Source organism: Vibrio sp. Y2-5 (assembly GCF_014596725.1).
Classification (GTDB): Bacteria; Pseudomonadota; Gammaproteobacteria; order Enterobacterales; family Vibrionaceae; genus Vibrio.
In genome coordinates, this window is the sequence record NZ_JACVEG010000001.1 from 116,258 (window position 1) to 135,077 (window position 18,820).

The following is an 18,820-nucleotide window of genomic DNA, read 5'->3' on the forward strand; positions in this document are numbered from 1 at the left end:
TCGCTGCGGCTGGTGGCTATTTGTTACCAAGGCGAATGACGTGGCTGTGGTTGGCTATATCTTTATAGTGGTTGTTTTGAAAACGTTGCTCAATGTCATTCACTGGCAGTGGTTTATCAAATAGATACCCTTGAAATTGTTCACATCCGAGCTCTTTCAGTGCATTGAGCTCATTAATATCTTCAACGCCTTCTGCGATTACTTCCAAATTGAGCCTTCGAGCCATCATCAGAATTGTATCGACAATCGCTTGATCACTTTCATCTAAATGAAGTTGAGTCACAAAAGAACGATCAATTTTTAACATGTCGACCGAGAGATGTTTTAAGTAGCGTAGCGACGAATAACCTGTACCAAAATCATCAATAGAGATATTGATGTGATTCTCTTTGAGCTTTGCCATTTTCTCCATAGAGCTTTCGACATTCTCTAGCAGCAGACCTTCTGTTATCTCAAGTTCTATATGTTCACCTGATATTTCCACTTGTTGTAAAGTGTCATTGATAAACTCAACAAAGCTCTCCTGAGCAAACTGTAATGGGCTGATATTGATGGCTAACCGGCGGAAATGCGGCGGAAGCACTCCAGCTTTTTTCCACTGCGCATACTGGTAACACGCTTGTTCAATAATCCAGTTGCCAATTTGTAATATCTGACCAGTCTCTTCTGCGATAGGCATAAATAAGCCCGGAGGTAGCAATCCTTTTTGAGGATGATTCCAGCGAATTAATGCTTCCACACCGATTATATTATGGTGAATGTCCACTTGAGTTTGGTAATAGAGTTCAAGTTGATTGTTTGAAAGCGCCTCGTGTAACCCTTTTTCAATGGTTAAGAACGATTCGATTTGCGCCTGCATTTCAGGTTTATAAAACACATAATTATTTCGCCCACCCACTTTCGCTCGATATAACGCGGTATCAGCCTGACGCAGAAGATCAATGTTTGTGGTGATGTTTTCTGGGAAGGTGGTAATGCCAAGACTCACGGTACAGTAGAGCTGGTGGTCATCGATGGAGTAGGGATTTGAAATCAACGCAAGCAGTTGCTTGGCCGCGCTCTCTATGTCTCTATGCGCGACATCTGGATTGAGAATAGCAAACTCATCACCACCGATTCTTGCCGGAAGGTAACCCTGTTTAGCCCAAGCTTCCATCCGTAGAGCGACTGCTTTGAGCAGTTTGTCACCTATAGTGTGGCCTAAAGAATCATTGATGGTTTTAAAACGGTCAATGTCAATATAAAAAAGAACGCCAGTGGTTTTGAGAAGTTTTGCTTTATCAATGGCTTCTGACAGGTTTTGTAGTAGTAAGCTTCGGTTTGCTAATCCAGTTAAGGTATCGTAATAGGCCAGTTGATTAAGTTTGGCTTCAGCGTCTTCTCTTTCCTTCCACAGTGTATGAAAAGTAAAAGCCAGTTCGCTAATTTCATCTTTATGTTCTCGAACTGGAGGCTGTGAGATGTGCTGCTTATCTTTTAGTGAACGGACCCATTTATTTAAATTTATGATGGGCAAGGAGAGCTTGCGATAAAAGAACAGTAGCAAAATGCTGGTCAGCAGAACATTTCGCAATAGGTCAAACAGCAGTACTTGTGTGGTTTTGTTTATAAATTCTGTAGCAAGTGAAGTGCCGTCCACTGAGAAGCTTAAGTTACCAACCAATACGTTCGACTCAGGTTTATGAAGATCTGTTGTGAAGGTTGGAATCTCTGGTGTGAAGTAATGGGAAAGCAGTTTGACAAACTCATTCATATCCGGAATAGGACGTTGCATGATGATTAAGGTATCTCCGAAATCATCAATAATTTCCACACGATAAATCGCGGGATCAGCCATTAAACTATTGGCGACTTGCCCGGCAAGAAGGTTGTTTAAATGATAGGCGGCTAGGCTGGCATTGGCATAGCTTTGCATGAGCTTGAAATGGTAGTTTGCTTCTACTTTTTTCTGCTCTTGATGAAGATCGATGAGAATGTGATAAAAACTAAAACATATCCCTAGTATCACTGATACTAGAAAAACGGTTTTGGCTTGTTTAAATGCCAATGAATTTAGCTGTTTTGTTTTAGCCATCGCGCCCAAAAGTCCTTTTATTCTTCTATAGTTATAGCCCATATTGGCTGATAAATTAATGACCAATAATGAGTGTTGCTTTAACTATTGAATGATGACTTACCTGAAAGTGTTCATGACTCGTCATTGCTGTGCTATCCCTGCGTTGGCAAATAAGGCTAGAAATCACAGTAGTTTAAATAATTAATCTTCTCAATAGAAATGGTGTGATCAACTAACAAAAATGTTTTTAGTGATTTCCATTATTCAGTTTAGCTTTTAATTTTTGTTTTAATTATTTGAAATAAAAGTTTTTTTTACATTCCATTCAACTTTATATCTACCGCTGATGTCACTTTATATAAGCTTTGATTGTTTATAGAGGAAGAATCAGCGAAAATACCCGCCAATCACGATTAACCAACGGATTTGTGCGAGTAACACCTTGCAGGTGGCTTTTTGTACCCAATTCCGTGCTCAAACGAAAAGAATGATCAAATGGCAGACCCGATTTTTCTAAGCGAAGTCAATAAACGTAGGACTTTCGCGATTATCTCTCACCCGGATGCTGGTAAAACAACCATCACTGAAAAGGTGTTGTTATTCGGACGTGCAATCCAAACCGCAGGTTCTGTAAAAGGACGTGGCTCATCTCAGCACGCGAAATCTGACTGGATGGAGATGGAGAAAGAGCGTGGTATCTCGGTAACAACCTCTGTGATGCAGTTCCCTTACCGTGACGCGCTAGTGAACCTTCTCGATACTCCGGGGCATGAAGATTTCTCGGAAGATACTTACCGTACGCTGACGGCTGTTGACTCATGTTTGATGGTAATCGATGCGGCAAAAGGTGTTGAAGATCGTACACGTAAGCTGATGGAAGTTACTCGTCTGAGAGACACACCAATCGTTACCTTCATGAACAAATTGGACCGCGATATCCGTGATCCAATGGAGCTGTTGGATGAAGTCGAGAACGAATTGAGCATCGCTTGTGCGCCAGTGACTTGGCCGATCGGTTGTGGTAAAGAATTCAAAGGTGTTTACCATATTCACCGTGACGAAACGATCTTGTACTCCACTGGTCAGGGCTACACCATTCAAGAAGAGCGCATCATTAAAGGTATCGACAACTCTGAGTTGGATGCTGAAATTGGTGAAGATCTTGCGATGCAGCTGCGTGAAGAACTTGAACTTGTGCTTGGTGCTTCTCACGAGTTTGATTCTGAGCTGTTCCTTAAAGGTGAATTAACACCAGTATTCTTCGGTACAGCTCTAGGTAACTTTGGTGTTGACCATATGCTTGATGGTCTGACGCAGTGGGCTCCTGACCCACAACCTCGCCAATCAAACGAGCGTATCGTGGAAGCTACAGAGGATTCATTCACTGGTTTCGTATTTAAGATCCAAGCGAACATGGACCCTAAACACCGTGACCGTATCGCGTTTATGCGTATCGTATCTGGTACCTATAAACAAGGTATGAAGATGAACCATGTACGTATCGGTAAGCAGGTAAGTATCTCTGATGCCGTGACGTTCATGGCTGGTGACCGTTCTCGTGCTGAAGAAGCTTACGCTGGCGATATTATCGGTCTTCACAACCACGGTACGATCCAAATTGGTGATACTTTCACTCAAGGTGAACAGCTGAAGTTCTCTGGTATTCCAAACTTTGCTCCGGAATTGTTCCGCCGTATTCGTTTGAGAGATCCACTTAAGCAGAAACAGCTGCTTAAAGGTCTGGTTCAGCTGTCTGAAGAAGGTGCTGTTCAGGTATTCCGTCCATTACAGAACAACGATCTTATCGTTGGTGCGGTTGGTGTACTTCAGTTTGATGTGGTTGTTGCTCGTCTGAAATCTGAATATAACGTTGAAGCGATTTACGAAGGCGTGAACGTCGCAACGGCTCGTTGGGTTGATTGTTCAGATGTTAAGAAGTTTGAAGAATTCAAACGTAAGAACCAAAGTAACCTAGCGCTGGATGGTGGTGACAACTTAACTTACATCGCGCCTACTATGGTTAACCTGAACTTGGCTCAAGAGCGTTCACCAGAAGTTGAGTTCCGCGCAACACGCGAACATTAATGTTCAGCTAGTCGTGTCTAATTGGGTATGATTCCGCAAACCGCTCAAGACATCCTGTTTGCTTAGACAAGGGCATCCATGCCCTTGTATGTTTGCTCCATCACACCCAATGAGCATTGATTCTGCCAGACGTAAAAAAGCCGATGCATTGCATCGGCTTTCTACTATTTAATAGTTAAGAAATCATCGCACAGAATTATTTGCTTTTCTTAGCCGTAGTTTTCTTTTTAGCAGTGTCTTTCTTCTTAGTTGTGTCTTTTTTCTTTTTCACAGTAGAAGGTTTCTTCTTCTTAAACACTGGTTTTTTGTGTTTAGGACGCATGCCTTCAATGTAGCGTTCTTTAATCTCTTCTTTGATGTAACGTGCAACGCGTTCAATCATTGGTTGATCGTGTGCTTCAACCAGAGAAATTGCGTTACCTTTTTTACCCGCACGAGCAGTACGGCCGATACGGTGAAGGTAGACATCTGCCGTACGTGGCATATCAAAGTTGATTACGTGGCTCACATCTGGGATGTCGATACCACGAGCAGCCACGTCAGTGGCCAGAAGAATGTTGACTGAACCGTCACGGAAGCGTGCAATCGCATTGTTACGGCGATCTTGTGGCATTTCACCTTGGATCCAAACACATGGGATCTGCGCGCGCTCTAATTCCGTACGAAGCTCCGCTAAGCGTTCACGAGTTTTTAAGAATACGATCGCGCGTTCTGATTGCTCGGTTAGGATGTTTTTCAGCAGTTCAAGCTTGTGTTCCATGTCGTCTGCACGGTGATACCACTGAGTGATCTTCTTACGTTCACGGCGTGGTGGCTCGGCATTCACAATTGCAGGTTCATTTAGCAAGTCTGCGGTAAATCCATCAACACCTTTGCCTTCAAGTGTTGCAGAGAACAGAAGGGTCTGCTTACGCCAGCGACATTCTGCCGATAGACGGTCAACTACAGGACCGAAGCCCATATCGAGCATGCGGTCAGCTTCATCGAGAATCAGCCACTCAATTGCGCGACAGTCAAAACGTTCTGCGTCAATGTATTCCAATAAACGACCTGGTGTTGCAACCACGATATCTTGAGTGGTTGCTAAAACGTTAGCGTGTTCTTGGTACTGAACACCACCAGTGATACTGAAGATACTCATACGAGTGTATTTCGCCAGAGCTTTCGCTTGCTCAGTGATTTGTAGTGCCAGTTCACGAGTGGGCGTCAGAATCAGCACGCGAGCAGGCCCCGCTTTCTTACGAGGAAAATCTTGTAGGTATTGCAGCGCTGGAATAACAAACGCCGCTGTTTTGCCTGTCCCTGTTGGAGCCGATGCAAACACATCTTTTCCGTCGAGGGCTTGAGGAATTGCTTCAGCTTGAACTTGAGTAGGGCGTTCAAAACCCATCTCTTCAATGGCCTCAACGAGGTTTGGATCCAGTTCTAAGTCAGCAAAAGATTTGATCACTGTTATTACTCCGCAAGCGCTCGGACTGAGCAGTCAAAGCCGATCAGCAACCGCTGATCAGTAAAAATTAGGGGCGCACATTATAGATGGATCGTCACTCAGATCACATCTTTAATTCTACATCTTTAAATAAAAAGATCGTGTTAGCTCTGTGAAGGCTTGAGTGTAGCCTAATTCATCGCGAATGATCAGCTCAGAATGCTCTGTGCTCGTTTCTTGTTTCCGCACTTCAAATAGAAGGCGGTTGATCGGTTTATTTGTAGTCGGCTTAATTTTACATACTCGTGCGAGGTAAAATCCCGCGTCTTTCGCTAACGCTATAAACTGTTCACCTTCTGTTGTGGGAAGAATAAAGCTCGCTGTTCCCTGTTCAGTGAGTAACTGATAGCTGATGTGAATCAACTGGTTATGCTCCAAGGTTTTAGTGTGTCTTGCGGTTGCTCGCTGGACGTGCTGTGAGTGCTCTCCGTCGTTAAAATAAGGGGGATTGCAGATAATTGCATCGAAAGTCTTGCTTAGTGATGCGTCCAAAATATTTGCTTGTTCAACAACAATACGTTCTGCCCATGGAGAATGACTGACATTGATTTTCGCAGCATGGTAAGCATGCTGATCGATATCAATCGCATATATTTGGGCGTTTGGGAATCGTTGTGCACACATCAACGCCAGCAACCCAGTGCCGGTTCCGATATCAAGGATGCTTGTAGGGGGATTACCAGATAGAGATTCTTGGAAAGCCCATGCACCAAGAAGTACTCCGTCTGTGCTGACAGGCATTCCACTTTGTCCGCCTTCAATCGAAAATTGCTTAAATTTAAAGCCTTTAGTTTTTAATGTGCTACTTTTCATGAAAATATCGATATTTGTTGAAATTTGAGTGACTAACGCTGTTGTTGCACGAATGTATAGATTTTTGTTCTATTTTATGTTGAATTTATACTTGAAATTTATAGTTTATTGTTCCGGTTTTTATTTTTAATCCAGTGTTATTGACTGGTTTTTTGTGTTGAGTGTGGTTTTATGTGGTGTTTTTGGCTCGCAGCTTGATAAGTGATGATAGTTTCGTCATTATTCGCCACCTCTCTAGAGCTTTGGAAAGCCGTTTTTCAAGCGAAGGATGTATTACATTAACGAATAATTATTAAGGGGTATCTGTGAAACAGACTCTAAAATTAACAGATATTATAGCTTTAGGCTTTATGCTTTTTGCGTTCTTTTTGGGCGCTGGTAACATCATTTTCCCTCCTTTGGCAGGTCAACTAGCCGGTGACCACCTATTGCCTGCAATGACTGGTTTCCTATTAACTGCGGTAGGTCTACCGTTAGTGACAATTATTGCAATTGCAATTTCGGGTGGTAGCTGGGAACACTTAACCAAACATCTACCTGCGAAAGCATCTTTGGTGATGGCAGCTCTTATTTTTATTATTATTGGCCCTGCATTTGCGGCACCTCGTACAGGTCTCGTTGCTTATGAAATGGCGATAAAACCACTATTTGCTGATCTCAACCTGACGCTCTTTTCAATTTTGTTCTTTGCTGTGGCGATGTTCTTCTCATGGTCGCAAGGCAAATTGATTGACGTGATCGGCAAAGTGCTGACTCCTGCGTTATTCATCGGTCTGATTGTGCTGGCTTTGGGTGTATTCATCGATCCTCAGGGACAAATGCTTGCAGCGCAAGGCGAATACGCAACACAACCGCTAACAAAAGGTTTCCTCGAAGGCTATAACACAATGGACACTTTTGGTGCTCTGATGTTCGGAATCCTTATCGTCGATGCGCTACGCGCAAAAGGTATCACTGAAGACAAAGCGACAACTAAGTATCTAATCAGCGCTGCTGTTATTGCCGCTACAGGCTTGGCGTTCGTTTACATTTCACTGTTCTATCTGGGTGCAACCAGTGCATCTGTTGCTGTTGGTGCTGACAACGGTGGTGTGGTGTTAAGCCAGTACGTTATTGCACTGTTTGGCGACAAAGGTCAGCTAGTATTGTCAGTGATCGTACTGCTTGCATGTTTAACCACTGCTATCGGTCTTGTCTCTGCTTGTTCTGATTTCTTCAGCACACATACACCAATCTCATATAAAGCATGGGTTGTTATCAATGGTGTTGCGTGTGCAGTCGTGGCAAATGTAGGTCTGGCACAACTGATTGCTCTTTCAGTACCAGTACTGTTCGCGCTATACCCAGTAGCGATTGCGTTGGTTGCGTTGACTTTCATCCGTTCGAAATTGGCTAATCCTCAAGCGGCATACCGTTTGGTGATTCTAGTGTCACTGCTGTTTGCTCTGATTGACGCGGCAAAAGTGTCTGGTTTAGACGTTTCGTTCTTCAATTTCTTACCTCTGTTTGAAATCGGTATGGGTTGGTTGCTACCTACAGTTGCTGCGATGATCGTGATGACTTTTGTCGGTGGTTCAGCGAAAGCAGAGTTAGACCAAAAAACGGCATAACTTTAATTTCGATGTGGAGAGGCGCTTGAGGCTGTTTTTTAACAGACGTCAGCGCCTCTTTTTTATGAGCATTGAATGCTCGACGCAACTTAGATTTCTCGCTCATCCTCTAATCAAAATATCCCCAATTTTTCCTGTATCTTCATCACATTTTTAAGTAGAATTCTCCGGTTAAATTCTACTCATAAAGCTTAAGCAAAAATGTTTGAAATCAATCCAATTAAAAACCGTATTCAGGATGTGTCAGAGCGCACTAATATCCTGAGGGGGTACCTTTGACTACGACGCTAAGAAAGAGCGTCTAGAAGAAGTAAACGCAGAACTTGAACAACCAGATGTATGGAACGAACCTGAGCGCGCACAAGCATTAGGTAAAGAACGTTCAGGATTAGAACTGGTTGTTGAAACCATCAATCAGCTTGATCAAGGTGTCGACGATGTTGAAGGACTTCTTGAGCTTGCTGTAGAAGCTGAAGACCAAGAAACATTTGATGAAATTGAGCCAGAATTGGCTGAGTTGGAAGCAAAGTTAGAACAACTTGAGTTTCGTCGTATGTTCTCTGGTGACCACGATTCATCTGACTGTTACATCGACCTTCAATCAGGCTCAGGTGGTACAGAAGCACAAGACTGGACTTCAATGATGCTACGCATGTACTTGCGCTGGGCTGAAGCTAAAGGCTTCAAAACAGAAGTGATTGAAGTGTCTGAAGGTGAAGTCGCAGGGCTTAAGTCAGCAACGGTTCGTATCATCGGTGACTACGCCTACGGTTGGTTACGTACAGAAACGGGCGTTCACCGTTTAGTTCGTAAATCACCATTTGATTCAGGCGGTCGTCGTCATACTTCGTTTGCTTCTGCGTTTATCTATCCAGAAGTGGATGAAAACATTGCGATTGATATTAACCCAGCAGATCTACGTATTGACGTATATCGTGCATCGGGTGCTGGTGGTCAGCACGTTAACACCACTGAATCTGCGGTACGTATTACTCACATTCCAACCAACACAGTTGTGCAATGTCAGAATGACCGTTCTCAGCATAAGAACAAAGATCAGGCGATGAAACAGCTTCGTGCGAAACTGTTCGAGCTTGAACTGCAGAAGCAAAACGCTGAGAAGCAAGCGAATGAAGATGCGAAATCTGACATCGGCTGGGGTAGCCAAATTCGCTCATACGTACTAGATGATTCTAGAATTAAAGATTTACGCACCGGCGTAGAAAACCGCAATACTCAAGCGGTTCTAGACGGTGACTTAGACAAATTTATTGAAGCTAGCCTGAAATCTGGCCTTTAAGCTTTTTACCGACAATACAGGGTACATGCAAAATGACTGATGCTGTTCAAAATGAAATGAATCAAGAACAAATCGCGCAAGAAGAAAACAAGCTGATTGCAGAGCGTCGTAGCAAGTTAGAGCACATCCGTAAGAGCTGCAAAGCGAATGGTCATCCAAATGATTTCCGTCGTGACAGCCTAGCTGGTGATCTACAAGCTGAGTTCGGTGAAAAGACGAAAGAAGAACTAGAAGAGTTGAACCATATCGTTGCTATTGCTGGTCGTGTAATGGCTAAACGTGGTCCTTTCCTTGTGATTCAAGAAACTTCAGGTCGCATTCAAGCTTATGCATCTAAAGATGTACAAAAAGAGCTGAAAGAAAAATACCAAGGCTTAGATATCGGTGACATCATCGGTGTTAAAGGTGCACTACACAAATCAGGTAAAGGCGATCTTTACGTGAATATGGATGAGTACGAGTTGCTAACGAAAGCACTTCGTCCACTTCCAGAAAAATTCCACGGTCTGACTGACCAAGAGATGCGTTACCGTCAGCGTTACGTTGACCTTATCGTTAACGAAGATTCACGTAAGACGTTCATCATCCGTTCTAAGCTAGTAAGTGCAATTCGTGCTTTCATGACTTCTAAAGGTTACTTAGAAGTTGAAACGCCAATGATGCACGTGATCCCTGGTGGTGCGACTGCTCGTCCATTCATTACGCACCACAATGCGTTAGATATCGATATGTATCTGCGTATTGCTCCTGAGCTATACCTAAAACGCCTAGTGGTAGGTGGCTTTGATCGTGTGTTTGAGATCAACCGTAACTTCCGTAACGAAGGTCTTTCTCCTCGTCACAACCCAGAATTCACTATGATGGAATTCTACCAAGCGTACTCTGACTACAAAGATCTGATGGATCTAACTGAAGAGATGTTAAGCACTGTAGCAATCAATGTTCTTGGTGCGACAGCAATGCCTTATGGTGACGAAATGGTTGAGTTTGGTGGCAAATATGCGCGTATGAGCATGTTCGAAGCAATCAAACACTACAACCCAGATCACACTCAAATCCAAGCGTTGACAGAAGAAGATCTACAAAACCGTGATCTAATGATTTCTATCGCGAAATCTGTTCATGTTGAAGTTGAAGAGTTCTGGACTTGTGGTCAGCTACTTGAAGAGATCTTTGGTGAAACGGCTGAACCAAAACTTATCCAGCCTACATTCATCACTGGCTACCCAGCGGATATCTCTCCACTTGCACGTCGCAGCGATAGCAACCCATTCTTCACAGACCGCTTTGAATTCTTCATCGGTGGTCGTGAGGTCGCGAATGGCTTCTCAGAGCTTAACGATGCAGAAGATCAAGACGCTCGCTTTAAAGCTCAGGTTGATGCGAAAGAGTCTGGTGACGATGAAGCAATGTTCTACGATGCAGACTACATTACTGCTCTTGAGCATGGCTTGCCGCCAACAGCAGGTCAAGGTATCGGTATTGACCGCCTAGCAATGCTGTTTGCAAATGCGCATACAATTCGTGACGTAATTCTGTTCCCAGCAATGCGTCCACAACAGTAATCGAGCGTTTCGAAATTTGTTGAAGTGAAAAAACCGCCTACGGGCGGTTTTTTTTATGTCATGAATATTCAATAACGAAAAATAAGCTTCTTTTGAGAAAGCTAAATTGTTTAATGATCAAGTTCTTAATTGAGTTTTTGGATCCATATAAAGGTTTTTATTAGAAATATTTTCATTTCCTTACTAGTCTTACATATGAGACAGACTAATGTCTTAAGTCTAGTTACTGTATCGTCAGTTGCCTGAGCATAAATAGCAGTGGCACACCAAGAATTTAAATAATAAGGATAAGTTCATGGCTAATCAGTTCCGTATGGACTCGGTTCCGGGGTCGTTGATAGTTGTTGGTGGCACATACGAACCATGGCTTTCTGTTTTAGAACAAGTTGGCTGGAAGTGCACGCAGTGTGCAGATCTTCGTCAGGCTGATACTCTGTTTGCTGAAACTGGGCCTTGTATTGGTATTGTTGACTTGTGTCACGATGAGTTCAGTTTAAATGGCATCGCAAATTTAGTGAGTAATCATAAGCAAGTTCGTTGGTTGGCATTTATTCGAGAGTCTCAACTTAGCTCTGATACTATCTGCCAGTTTATTGTGAACTTCTGCATCGACTTTTTTACCGCTCCAATTCCTGATACACAGCTGTTAAGTACTATTGGTCACCAGCTTGGTATGTTGAAGTTGGAAAAAAAAGTATGGCCTTATTATGGCTCAAATAGTGATATGGGCTTAATTGGCGATTCTATTCCAGTTAAACGTCTACGAGATCAAATTAAGCGTATTGGTCCTACCGATGTCAGCATTCTGATTTATGGTGAAAGCGGAACGGGTAAAGAGACGGTGGCGAGAGCTGTGCATAAAACGTCGGCACGCGCGCAAAAACCATTTTTGTCAGTAAACTGCCGCGCTATGCCTGAAAGCCGAATTGAAAGCGAGCTGTTTGGTATTGGCAATGATGGTAGCGAACCACCCATATTGTTACAGGCTGACGGTGGAACCGTACTGCTTAATGACATTCTGACACTACCGAAAAGTCAGCAATTGAATCTATTGCGCTTTTTGCAAGAGGGTACAGTAGAAACGCCAGATGGAGTGAAAGAAGTGGATGTTCGTATTCTTTCTGCAAACTCTTCTGACATTGAGAAAGCACTGATAGATGGCAACTTTAATGAGGAGCTCTATCACTATATTAATGTTCTGCGTATCAACGTTCCTAGCTTGAAAGAGCGGGCAGGGGATATTGCCATCTTAGCTCGTCATTTCTTACAACAGTATTCGAAAGAGTATAACGCGCAAGCCAGAAGCTTCTCAGAAGACGCGACACGTGCTTTAACTCGCTATCATTGGCCGGGTAATGTTCGTGAACTGATGAACCAGATTAAACGCGTGGTATTGATGTCGGATACGGTAGTGCTCGAAGAGTCTCATCTTGAGCTTCCTAAGCGTAGTGACGGAAAACGTAGTCTGAAGAGTATTCGAGAGCGTTCAGAGCGCGATGCTCTGTTACTTGTGTTGGAATCGTATTCTGGACAAGTGTCTGTTGCCGCGAAGGAGCTGGGAGTGTCACGAGCCACTATGTATCGCCTGCTCAATAAACACAACTTAATCACGGACAGCACTTATTGATCGGCTTTTCCTGCTTATTGGCAAGAAATACCAGTATTCAGCATCTTAATCGCAGGATCATAGGGCTGTAATTGATGAATAAAGAAGAGGTCACCAGTCGGTGGTCTCTTTTTTTGGTTAATAATTCTTCACATTAGCCCAATGTTATTGAAATGTTTCATTCTTCTTGTCGCATTTGTATCGTGAATAGATGAATGGTTTTATTTTGTGTTTTTTTAATGTTTCGGGGTTGAATTATTATCTGAGTTGCATACTATTTAACCGTAAGCCTAGCTTACTGAAATTACTAACTTTTGGATTAACTACTTTGCTTGGAGGCGCATCATGAAACATTTCGTATCTGTTCATACTGTTTGCGCCCTTAATGCGTCCAATACCGCCATCATTGGTGCGGATATGGCTGCGTTCATCGCTGACCGAAAAATCAGCAAACAAGGCAAAGATATTTAGTTAATCCGTAACCTCTAAATCAGGCTGCGGAAATAGCAGCGAAGTTTAGAGGTAGTCCTGCCTTTATTGCGTCTCAACGATGCTTTCTAACTTAGTCGCTATTTCTCTCAGTCTACTTGTTAATCAAGTACTTTAACCAACTGGAGAAATACCATGAGTCACTCATTTTATATAAAACTAGCAACACTTTTAGTTCGCGCTGATTTACGTCGAGAAGAAAGAGAGTGGAAGCGAAAAATACGCCGTAGCCGCTATGACTTACCTTGGCATAATGTTCATCTTTTGAAAGATATTGGTTTGCAATCTGACGGTCGTCCGATTGGTGTGAGTGTCCCTATTGAAGCCAAAGCTGAGCGCCACGTACGTCATATTCGTCGTGTTTTAAGTTTGCGAATACCGACGTGATACAAGGGGGCTAGTTACTGCTCTAGCCCCCGATGACTTGTTAAGGACATGGATTGGAATAGGTAGTACCAATCTCTTGAATTTTAAGCAGCAGTTCTTCGCTTAGTTCAATATCCAAACTATCAATATTTGCTTTTAATTGTTCCAAGTTTGTCGCTCCGAGAATGGTCGAAGCGACAAATGGCCGCTGATTAACAAACGCCAGGGCCATTTGTGCCGGATCTAGGCCGAACTCTCTAGCCAAGTTCACGTAAGCTTCTGTCGCTTTGACACCTTGCGGTGTGAAGTAGCGTTGGAAACGCTCAAACAGGCTGCAACGAGCGCCTTTTGGTCGAGCATCATTCAAATATTTTCCACTTAGTGCGCCAAAAGCTAATGGTGAATAAGCCAGCAGCTTAACACCTTCAAAGTGGCTGATTTCAGAAAGACCCACTTCAAACGAACGGTTTAATAGGCTGTATGGGTTTTGGATGGTGACCATACGAGGCAAATCGTGTTTTTCTGCTAAGCGCAGGTAGGTCATCAGTCCCCATGGTGTTTCATTAGATACACCGATATAACGTACTTTCCCCATGCGAACTAAGTCATTCAAAGCTTCTAAGCTTTCAATTAAGGTCACTTCTTCCTGACTGTCTGGATAAGGGTAGTTGAGTTGTCCAAACATATTGGTTTGGCGTTGAGGCCAATGCAGTTGGTATAAATCGATGTAATCGGTTTTTAGGCGAGAAAGGCTGTCATTAATGGCTTGATGAATGTTGCGATGATCGAGCGCCATATTCTCACGAATCGGTGCATTTCTATTTGGACCAGACACTTTTGAGGCGAGTACTATTTTCTCTCGCTTGCCTGATTTTTCAATCCAGTTGCCAATGAACTCTTCGGTTTTCCCCTGAGTTTCCAGCGTTGCTGGTACAGGGTACATTTCAGCGGTATCGATAAAGTTAATACCACGTTCTAGAGCATAATCTAGTTGGCTAAACGCTTCTGATTGAGTGTTCTGTTCGCCAAATGTCATTGTACCTAAACAGAGTTTACTCACTTCTAAGGTTGAGTGTGGCAGTTTGGTATATTGCATAGCACTTCCTTGTCTAACTCGAAATTCGCTGTTTTTTCACTCTCGGTTAAGCCAATTTGTTGGCTAGAGAACTGAATTTAAAACAGCTTTTTATATGATGATTTTTACTATAAGCGAATAATGAGTCGAAACGGAAATGAATTTTATTTATCACTTACCTAAATAAGGAATAAATAGGCCGAAGAGATTATTTGTTCACGAAAGAGAATGGCAGCTGTAAGTGGGTATACCTGCAGACATTCGAAATATAGAGCCTGATTGATCTAACATCATGCGTAGTAGTTTTGTAGGATTTCAGCAGTAAATTGGGTTCGAAGATAAAACCCTCTTGGAAGAGTACGAATTGGCTTGCCATTCGCTCCGTAAGCTTCGGTTAATACTCGGCCGTTGGCAGCCTTTGGGCGAAGTTGCAGTACTTCTCCGTGCTTAGCTGTGATTTGCGAAACATTACCCAACACAATATATTCCATTAACTCTTCCCAATCGGCTTTAAGTTGGGCTTCTTCTTCCGCTGATGGACTCCAAATGAGCGGAGAACCTACTCGCCTTTGTGCCAATGGAATTTCACGCTCTCCTTCGACAGGAATCCAAAGCACGCGAGACAGTTTGTTTCTCACGTGACTGTTTTCCCAAGTGAGTCCGTGAACTCCGGTTAGGGGAGCAACGCAAACGAAGGTTGTTTCTAATGGTTTGCCGCTATAACTGATAGGGATACTTTTCAGTTCAATACCAAGATCTTCAAAGTCTTGTTGCGGCTTACTCCCTGCACTTGCGCCTAAATGCCACTCCAGCAATTGCCCAACCCAGCCTTTATCCTTTTTAAGATCAGGGGGAACAACCATGTTCGCTTCATCTGCTAACTGCTGAAAGTTCATTCCTGCTATTTGCCAAGCTCTTTCTAATAGCTCTTGTTCGCTTTTTGGTTCTGGTTTCATAGCCCGAGTTTGAATAATCTGATTTTGATGATGAAAACGGCGATTGTAGCAAAAATATGGTGATAAAGGATCTTGGTGGAAGAATGAACATAGTGAGTAAATTATGATCTTTTCTCAAGTTATCCACAAAAAATACATTTGAAACGGTGAAATAATACGTTCATGTATGAATAAACAGGGGTTTGTACAGTCATTTACCACTATTCTGGCGTTATTTTCAGCTATTTTTTTTTGGCTGTGTGGATAACAGTGAGATTGGTTGATCTTTAACCTGCTTAAGTGATCAAAAAATAGAATGATTACTATTTTTAGCTGGTTATCTGAATTTTTAATTTAACTTTATGTTTATTAAGAATTAATTTGGTTTTTATGCATTGTTTCTTTGCAAGGTATTTATCGTGTTTATGTTTTTTTTACACAGTTCCTTGTCTTCTTCACATGGTTATTCACAGAAATCGTGAATAAATGTGGTCTAGCTCCCATTCTTTTGTTGATAACTTGTTTTTTGACTAAAAACCATCCTATTGAGGGGTTGTCGGCGATAAATCTCGTGTGAATCACACTAGTAAGTTTGCTCATATTGGGGATATGTGGAAAAATCAGAACAATTACAGATTTTACTAGAGGTTTGCCAGTGATAGATGGCGATGGTTACCGACTCAATGTAGGTATTGTGATTTGTAACAACCATGGTCAGGTATTCTGGGCGAAACGATACGGACAGCATTCATGGCAGTTTCCTCAAGGGGGAATCGATGAAGGTGAGACTCCTGAACAAGCTTTGTTCAGAGAGCTTTACGAAGAGGTTGGGTTAACAAAGAAAGATGTGAAAATCATTGCGACAAGCCGTCATTGGTTAAGATACAAACTACCAAAGCGCCTAGTTCGTTGGGATTCTCAACCTGTCTGTATTGGACAAAAACAGAAATGGTTCTTGCTACGTTTGGAAAGTGATGAATCGAAGATTAACATGCAACGTGGCAGTTCCCCTGAATTTGATGGTTGGCGCTGGGTGAGTTACTGGTACCCAGTGAGACAAGTGGTGTCTTTTAAGCGTGATGTATATCGTCGTGCAATGAAGGAATTTGCTTCATTAGCGATGCCGTTTAGAGAACGGAAAGTTAAAGGTAAACGCAAAAATCGAAGAGGATAGACATGCTTTCTCAGCTAAGGGAGATAGTTGAACAAGTTTCAAAGGTAGAGAATGTCAATCAGGCGTTAGATATCTTTGTAAAGCAAACGTGCAGCGCTATGGCAACAGAGTGCTGCACTGTCTATCTTGCTAATGAGGAAATGCAACGTTTAGAACTGATGGCGACTCAAGGCTTGAAGTTCAAAGGCGATAAAATTCATATCGGCTTCGAAGAAGGTCTGGTGGGTTTAGTCAAACGTTCAGCGGAACCGATTAACTTAGCAGAAGCGTCTAAGCACCCAAATTTCAAATACTTCAAACAACTGGGGGAAGAGGTTTACCACTCTTTCCTTGGCACTCCAATTATTTACCGCAAACAAGTACTTGGTGTACTGGTTGTTCAGCAAAAGTCTCCTCGCTCTTTTAGCGAGATGGAAGTTTCTTTCCTTGTTACATTGGCTGCTCAGCTTGCGGTCATTATTGCTCATGCTCAAACTCAAGGGCAGTGGTTGCTGTCAAAGAAGAAGCAACATTCGATCTCTGGTGTTGCGGCCTCTTCAGGGGTTGCGATTGGCGAGTTTTGGTGGGATGACACACAACCTCAACTTTCCGAAGTGTATCCTGCATCGACACTAGATATCGATCGTGAACAAGAGTGGTTAGCGCTAGCGATAGAGAGTGCGTTAGGCGATTTTCGCAAAATGCGTAAAAAGCTCGATAGTGATATCAACAAAGAAGCGCTAGCGATCTTCGATCTGTTTACTCACCTTTTGAATGACCCTATGTTGCGCAAGGATCTGAAAACTCAGATTCAAAAGGGTGATCGTGCTGACTGGGCGTTACGGCAAGTGGTGGAAAGTTATTCCAACCGATTTGCTCGCATGTCAGATGTGTATCTTCGTGAACGAGCGCAAGACATTCGTGAGTTGGGGCAACGTCTATTATTCTTCTTGCACAACACTGAGCAGGAACAACATCAGTTAGAACAACCCATCATTTTGGTGGTGCGAGAGCTAACAGCAACCATTCTGGCTGCGCTACCTAAAGACAAATTATTAGCGGTTGTCTCTATTGAGGGCGCGGCTAACTCTCATGCTGCTATTTTGTCTCGGGCGTTAGGCATTCCTGCGGTTATGGGCGTGTCTGTAAACCTGAAAGACATCAACGGTAAAACGGGTATTGTTGATGGTTACAGTGGCAAAGTCTTTATTTCACCAGCGAAGTCGATTCTCTCTGAATATCGAGCGTTGGCGAATGAAGAGACTGAACTGTCGAAAATGGTCAATGACGTCATTGATCAACCTGCGATCACTCAAGATGGTTCCCACATCGAGTTGATGTTGAACTCAGGCCTCAGTGCCGATACTAATATTGCGATCAACAAAGGGGTTGATGGCGTCGGGTTATACCGAACTGAATTTTCATTCTTGCTGCAACATCGCTTCCCTTCAGAAGAGGAGCAAATCCAGCAGTACGGCAGTGTACTTAATGCTTATCCTGATAAACGGGTAGTGATGCGTACATTAGATGTCGGAGGTGATAAACCGCTTCCTTATTTACCTATTGAGGAAGACAACCCGTTTCTCGGCTGGCGAGGTATTCGCTTCACCTTAGATCACCCTGATATTTTCCTTATTCAATTGAGAGCAATGATGCGCGCCAGTAAAGCGCACAATAACCTCAGTATTTTGCTGCCGATGATTTCTAGCACCACTGAGTTAGATGATTCACTCGAGTTGATTCATCAAGCATATAGTGAAGCGGTGAAGTTAGATCCGGGCATAGTGATGCCTGAAATCGGCATCATGGTGGAAGTACCATCAATGCTGTATTTACTTCCTCTGATTGCGGATAAAATTGATTTTGTTTCAGTTGGTACCAACGATTTGACTCAATATTTATTGGCAGTCGACCGGAACAATTCGCGCGTTGCTGATGTCTATGAATCAATGCATCCGGCTGTTGTAATGGCGCTTAAGCAAATTCAGCAAATCTGTACCACATATAATATTCCTGTGTGTGTTTGTGGTGAATTAGCAGGTGACCCGATAGGTTCTATGCTGCTTATCGGTTTAGGCTACACCACACTGAGTATGAACACCTCTAACGTTGCCAAGGTCAAATACCTTGTACGAAATGCAAAAATGTCACAATTAGTCGAACTTGCTGACAAAGCGTTGATGCAGCCTTACGGCAAAGATATTTATAATATGATGCTAAGTTATATTGAAGAACAAGGGCTTGCAGGTTTTATCCGCGCTGGCAAGAAATAGGAATT

The 18,820-nt window shown here is 42.9% G+C and carries 14 protein-coding genes; 9 read left to right on the top strand and 5 right to left on the bottom strand.

The window, feature by feature from the left end; genetic code table 11:
- Positions 1-16 precede the first annotated feature (16 nt).
- Positions 17-2,074: a bifunctional diguanylate cyclase/phosphodiesterase gene (locus HUO09_RS00505; RefSeq protein WP_188232689.1), complete on the bottom strand. Its 2,058-nt coding sequence runs from the start codon at positions 2,072-2,074 to the stop codon at positions 17-19.
- 477 nt (positions 2,075-2,551) lie between these two features.
- On the opposite strand from HUO09_RS00505, the gene prfC reads away from it, so the two are divergent.
- Positions 2,552-4,141, top strand: a complete 1,590-nt coding sequence (gene prfC, locus HUO09_RS00510; RefSeq protein WP_188232690.1) for a peptide chain release factor 3 — start codon at positions 2,552-2,554, stop codon at positions 4,139-4,141.
- A gap of 196 nt (positions 4,142-4,337) precedes the next feature.
- Here the strand turns inward: prfC and srmB are convergent, their stop codons facing one another.
- On the bottom strand, positions 4,338-5,591 hold the full coding sequence (gene srmB, locus HUO09_RS00515) for an ATP-dependent RNA helicase SrmB (protein WP_188232691.1): 1,254 nt from the start codon (positions 5,589-5,591) through the stop codon (positions 4,338-4,340).
- 117 nt (positions 5,592-5,708) lie between these two features.
- The gene (locus HUO09_RS00520; RefSeq protein ID WP_188232692.1) at positions 5,709-6,443 is read right to left on the bottom strand and encodes a tRNA1(Val) (adenine(37)-N6)-methyltransferase; all 735 of its coding nucleotides are present in this window, start codon (positions 6,441-6,443) and stop codon (positions 5,709-5,711) included.
- A gap of 305 nt (positions 6,444-6,748) precedes the next feature.
- On the opposite strand from HUO09_RS00520, the gene brnQ reads away from it, so the two are divergent.
- From brnQ to HUO09_RS00545, 6 genes are all read left to right on the top strand, one after another.
- On the top strand, positions 6,749-8,053 hold the full coding sequence (brnQ, locus tag HUO09_RS00525; protein ID WP_188232693.1) for a branched-chain amino acid transport system II carrier protein: 1,305 nt from the start codon (positions 6,749-6,751) through the stop codon (positions 8,051-8,053).
- 201 nt (positions 8,054-8,254) lie between these two features.
- Positions 8,255-9,353 (top strand): peptide chain release factor 2 gene (gene prfB / locus HUO09_RS00530; RefSeq protein ID WP_167413280.1). Its coding sequence is split into 2 segments (ribosomal slippage): positions 8,255-8,329 and positions 8,331-9,353, totalling 1,098 coding nucleotides; the frame shifts between segments, so codons are not numbered across the junction.
- Between the two features lie 32 nt (positions 9,354-9,385).
- Positions 9,386-10,918, top strand: a complete 1,533-nt coding sequence (gene lysS / locus HUO09_RS00535) for a lysine--tRNA ligase (protein ID WP_188232694.1) — start codon at positions 9,386-9,388, stop codon at positions 10,916-10,918.
- A 295-nt stretch (positions 10,919-11,213) separates the two neighbouring features.
- Complete coding sequence (vpsR, locus tag HUO09_RS00540) at positions 11,214-12,545, top strand: cyclic-di-GMP-binding transcriptional regulator VpsR (RefSeq protein ID WP_167413278.1); 1,332 nt, start codon at positions 11,214-11,216, stop codon at positions 12,543-12,545.
- 324 nt (positions 12,546-12,869) lie between these two features.
- Complete coding sequence (locus HUO09_RS22460; protein WP_262926937.1) at positions 12,870-12,995, top strand: hypothetical protein; 126 nt, start codon at positions 12,870-12,872, stop codon at positions 12,993-12,995.
- Between the two features lie 153 nt (positions 12,996-13,148).
- Positions 13,149-13,400, top strand: coding sequence for a DUF1127 domain-containing protein (locus HUO09_RS00545; protein ID WP_167413277.1), 252 nt, complete (start codon positions 13,149-13,151; stop codon positions 13,398-13,400).
- 40 nt (positions 13,401-13,440) lie between these two features.
- On the opposite strand, the gene HUO09_RS00550 is transcribed toward HUO09_RS00545, so the two are convergent.
- Positions 13,441-14,475, bottom strand: a complete 1,035-nt coding sequence (locus HUO09_RS00550; RefSeq protein ID WP_188232695.1) for an NADP(H)-dependent aldo-keto reductase — start codon at positions 14,473-14,475, stop codon at positions 13,441-13,443.
- A gap of 269 nt (positions 14,476-14,744) precedes the next feature.
- Positions 14,745-15,410, bottom strand: coding sequence for a DNA mismatch repair endonuclease MutH (gene mutH / locus HUO09_RS00555; RefSeq protein ID WP_167413275.1), 666 nt, complete (start codon positions 15,408-15,410; stop codon positions 14,745-14,747).
- 634 nt (positions 15,411-16,044) lie between these two features.
- On the opposite strand from mutH, the gene rppH reads away from it, so the two are divergent.
- Positions 16,045-16,563, top strand: coding sequence for an RNA pyrophosphohydrolase (gene rppH / locus HUO09_RS00560; protein ID WP_042480286.1), 519 nt, complete (start codon positions 16,045-16,047; stop codon positions 16,561-16,563).
- 2 nt (positions 16,564-16,565) lie between these two features.
- Positions 16,566-18,815 carry a phosphoenolpyruvate--protein phosphotransferase gene (gene ptsP, locus HUO09_RS00565; RefSeq protein WP_167413274.1) on the top strand — a complete coding sequence of 750 codons (2,250 nt, stop codon included), beginning with the start codon at positions 16,566-16,568 and terminating at the stop codon, positions 18,813-18,815.
- Positions 18,816-18,820 lie beyond the last annotated feature (5 nt).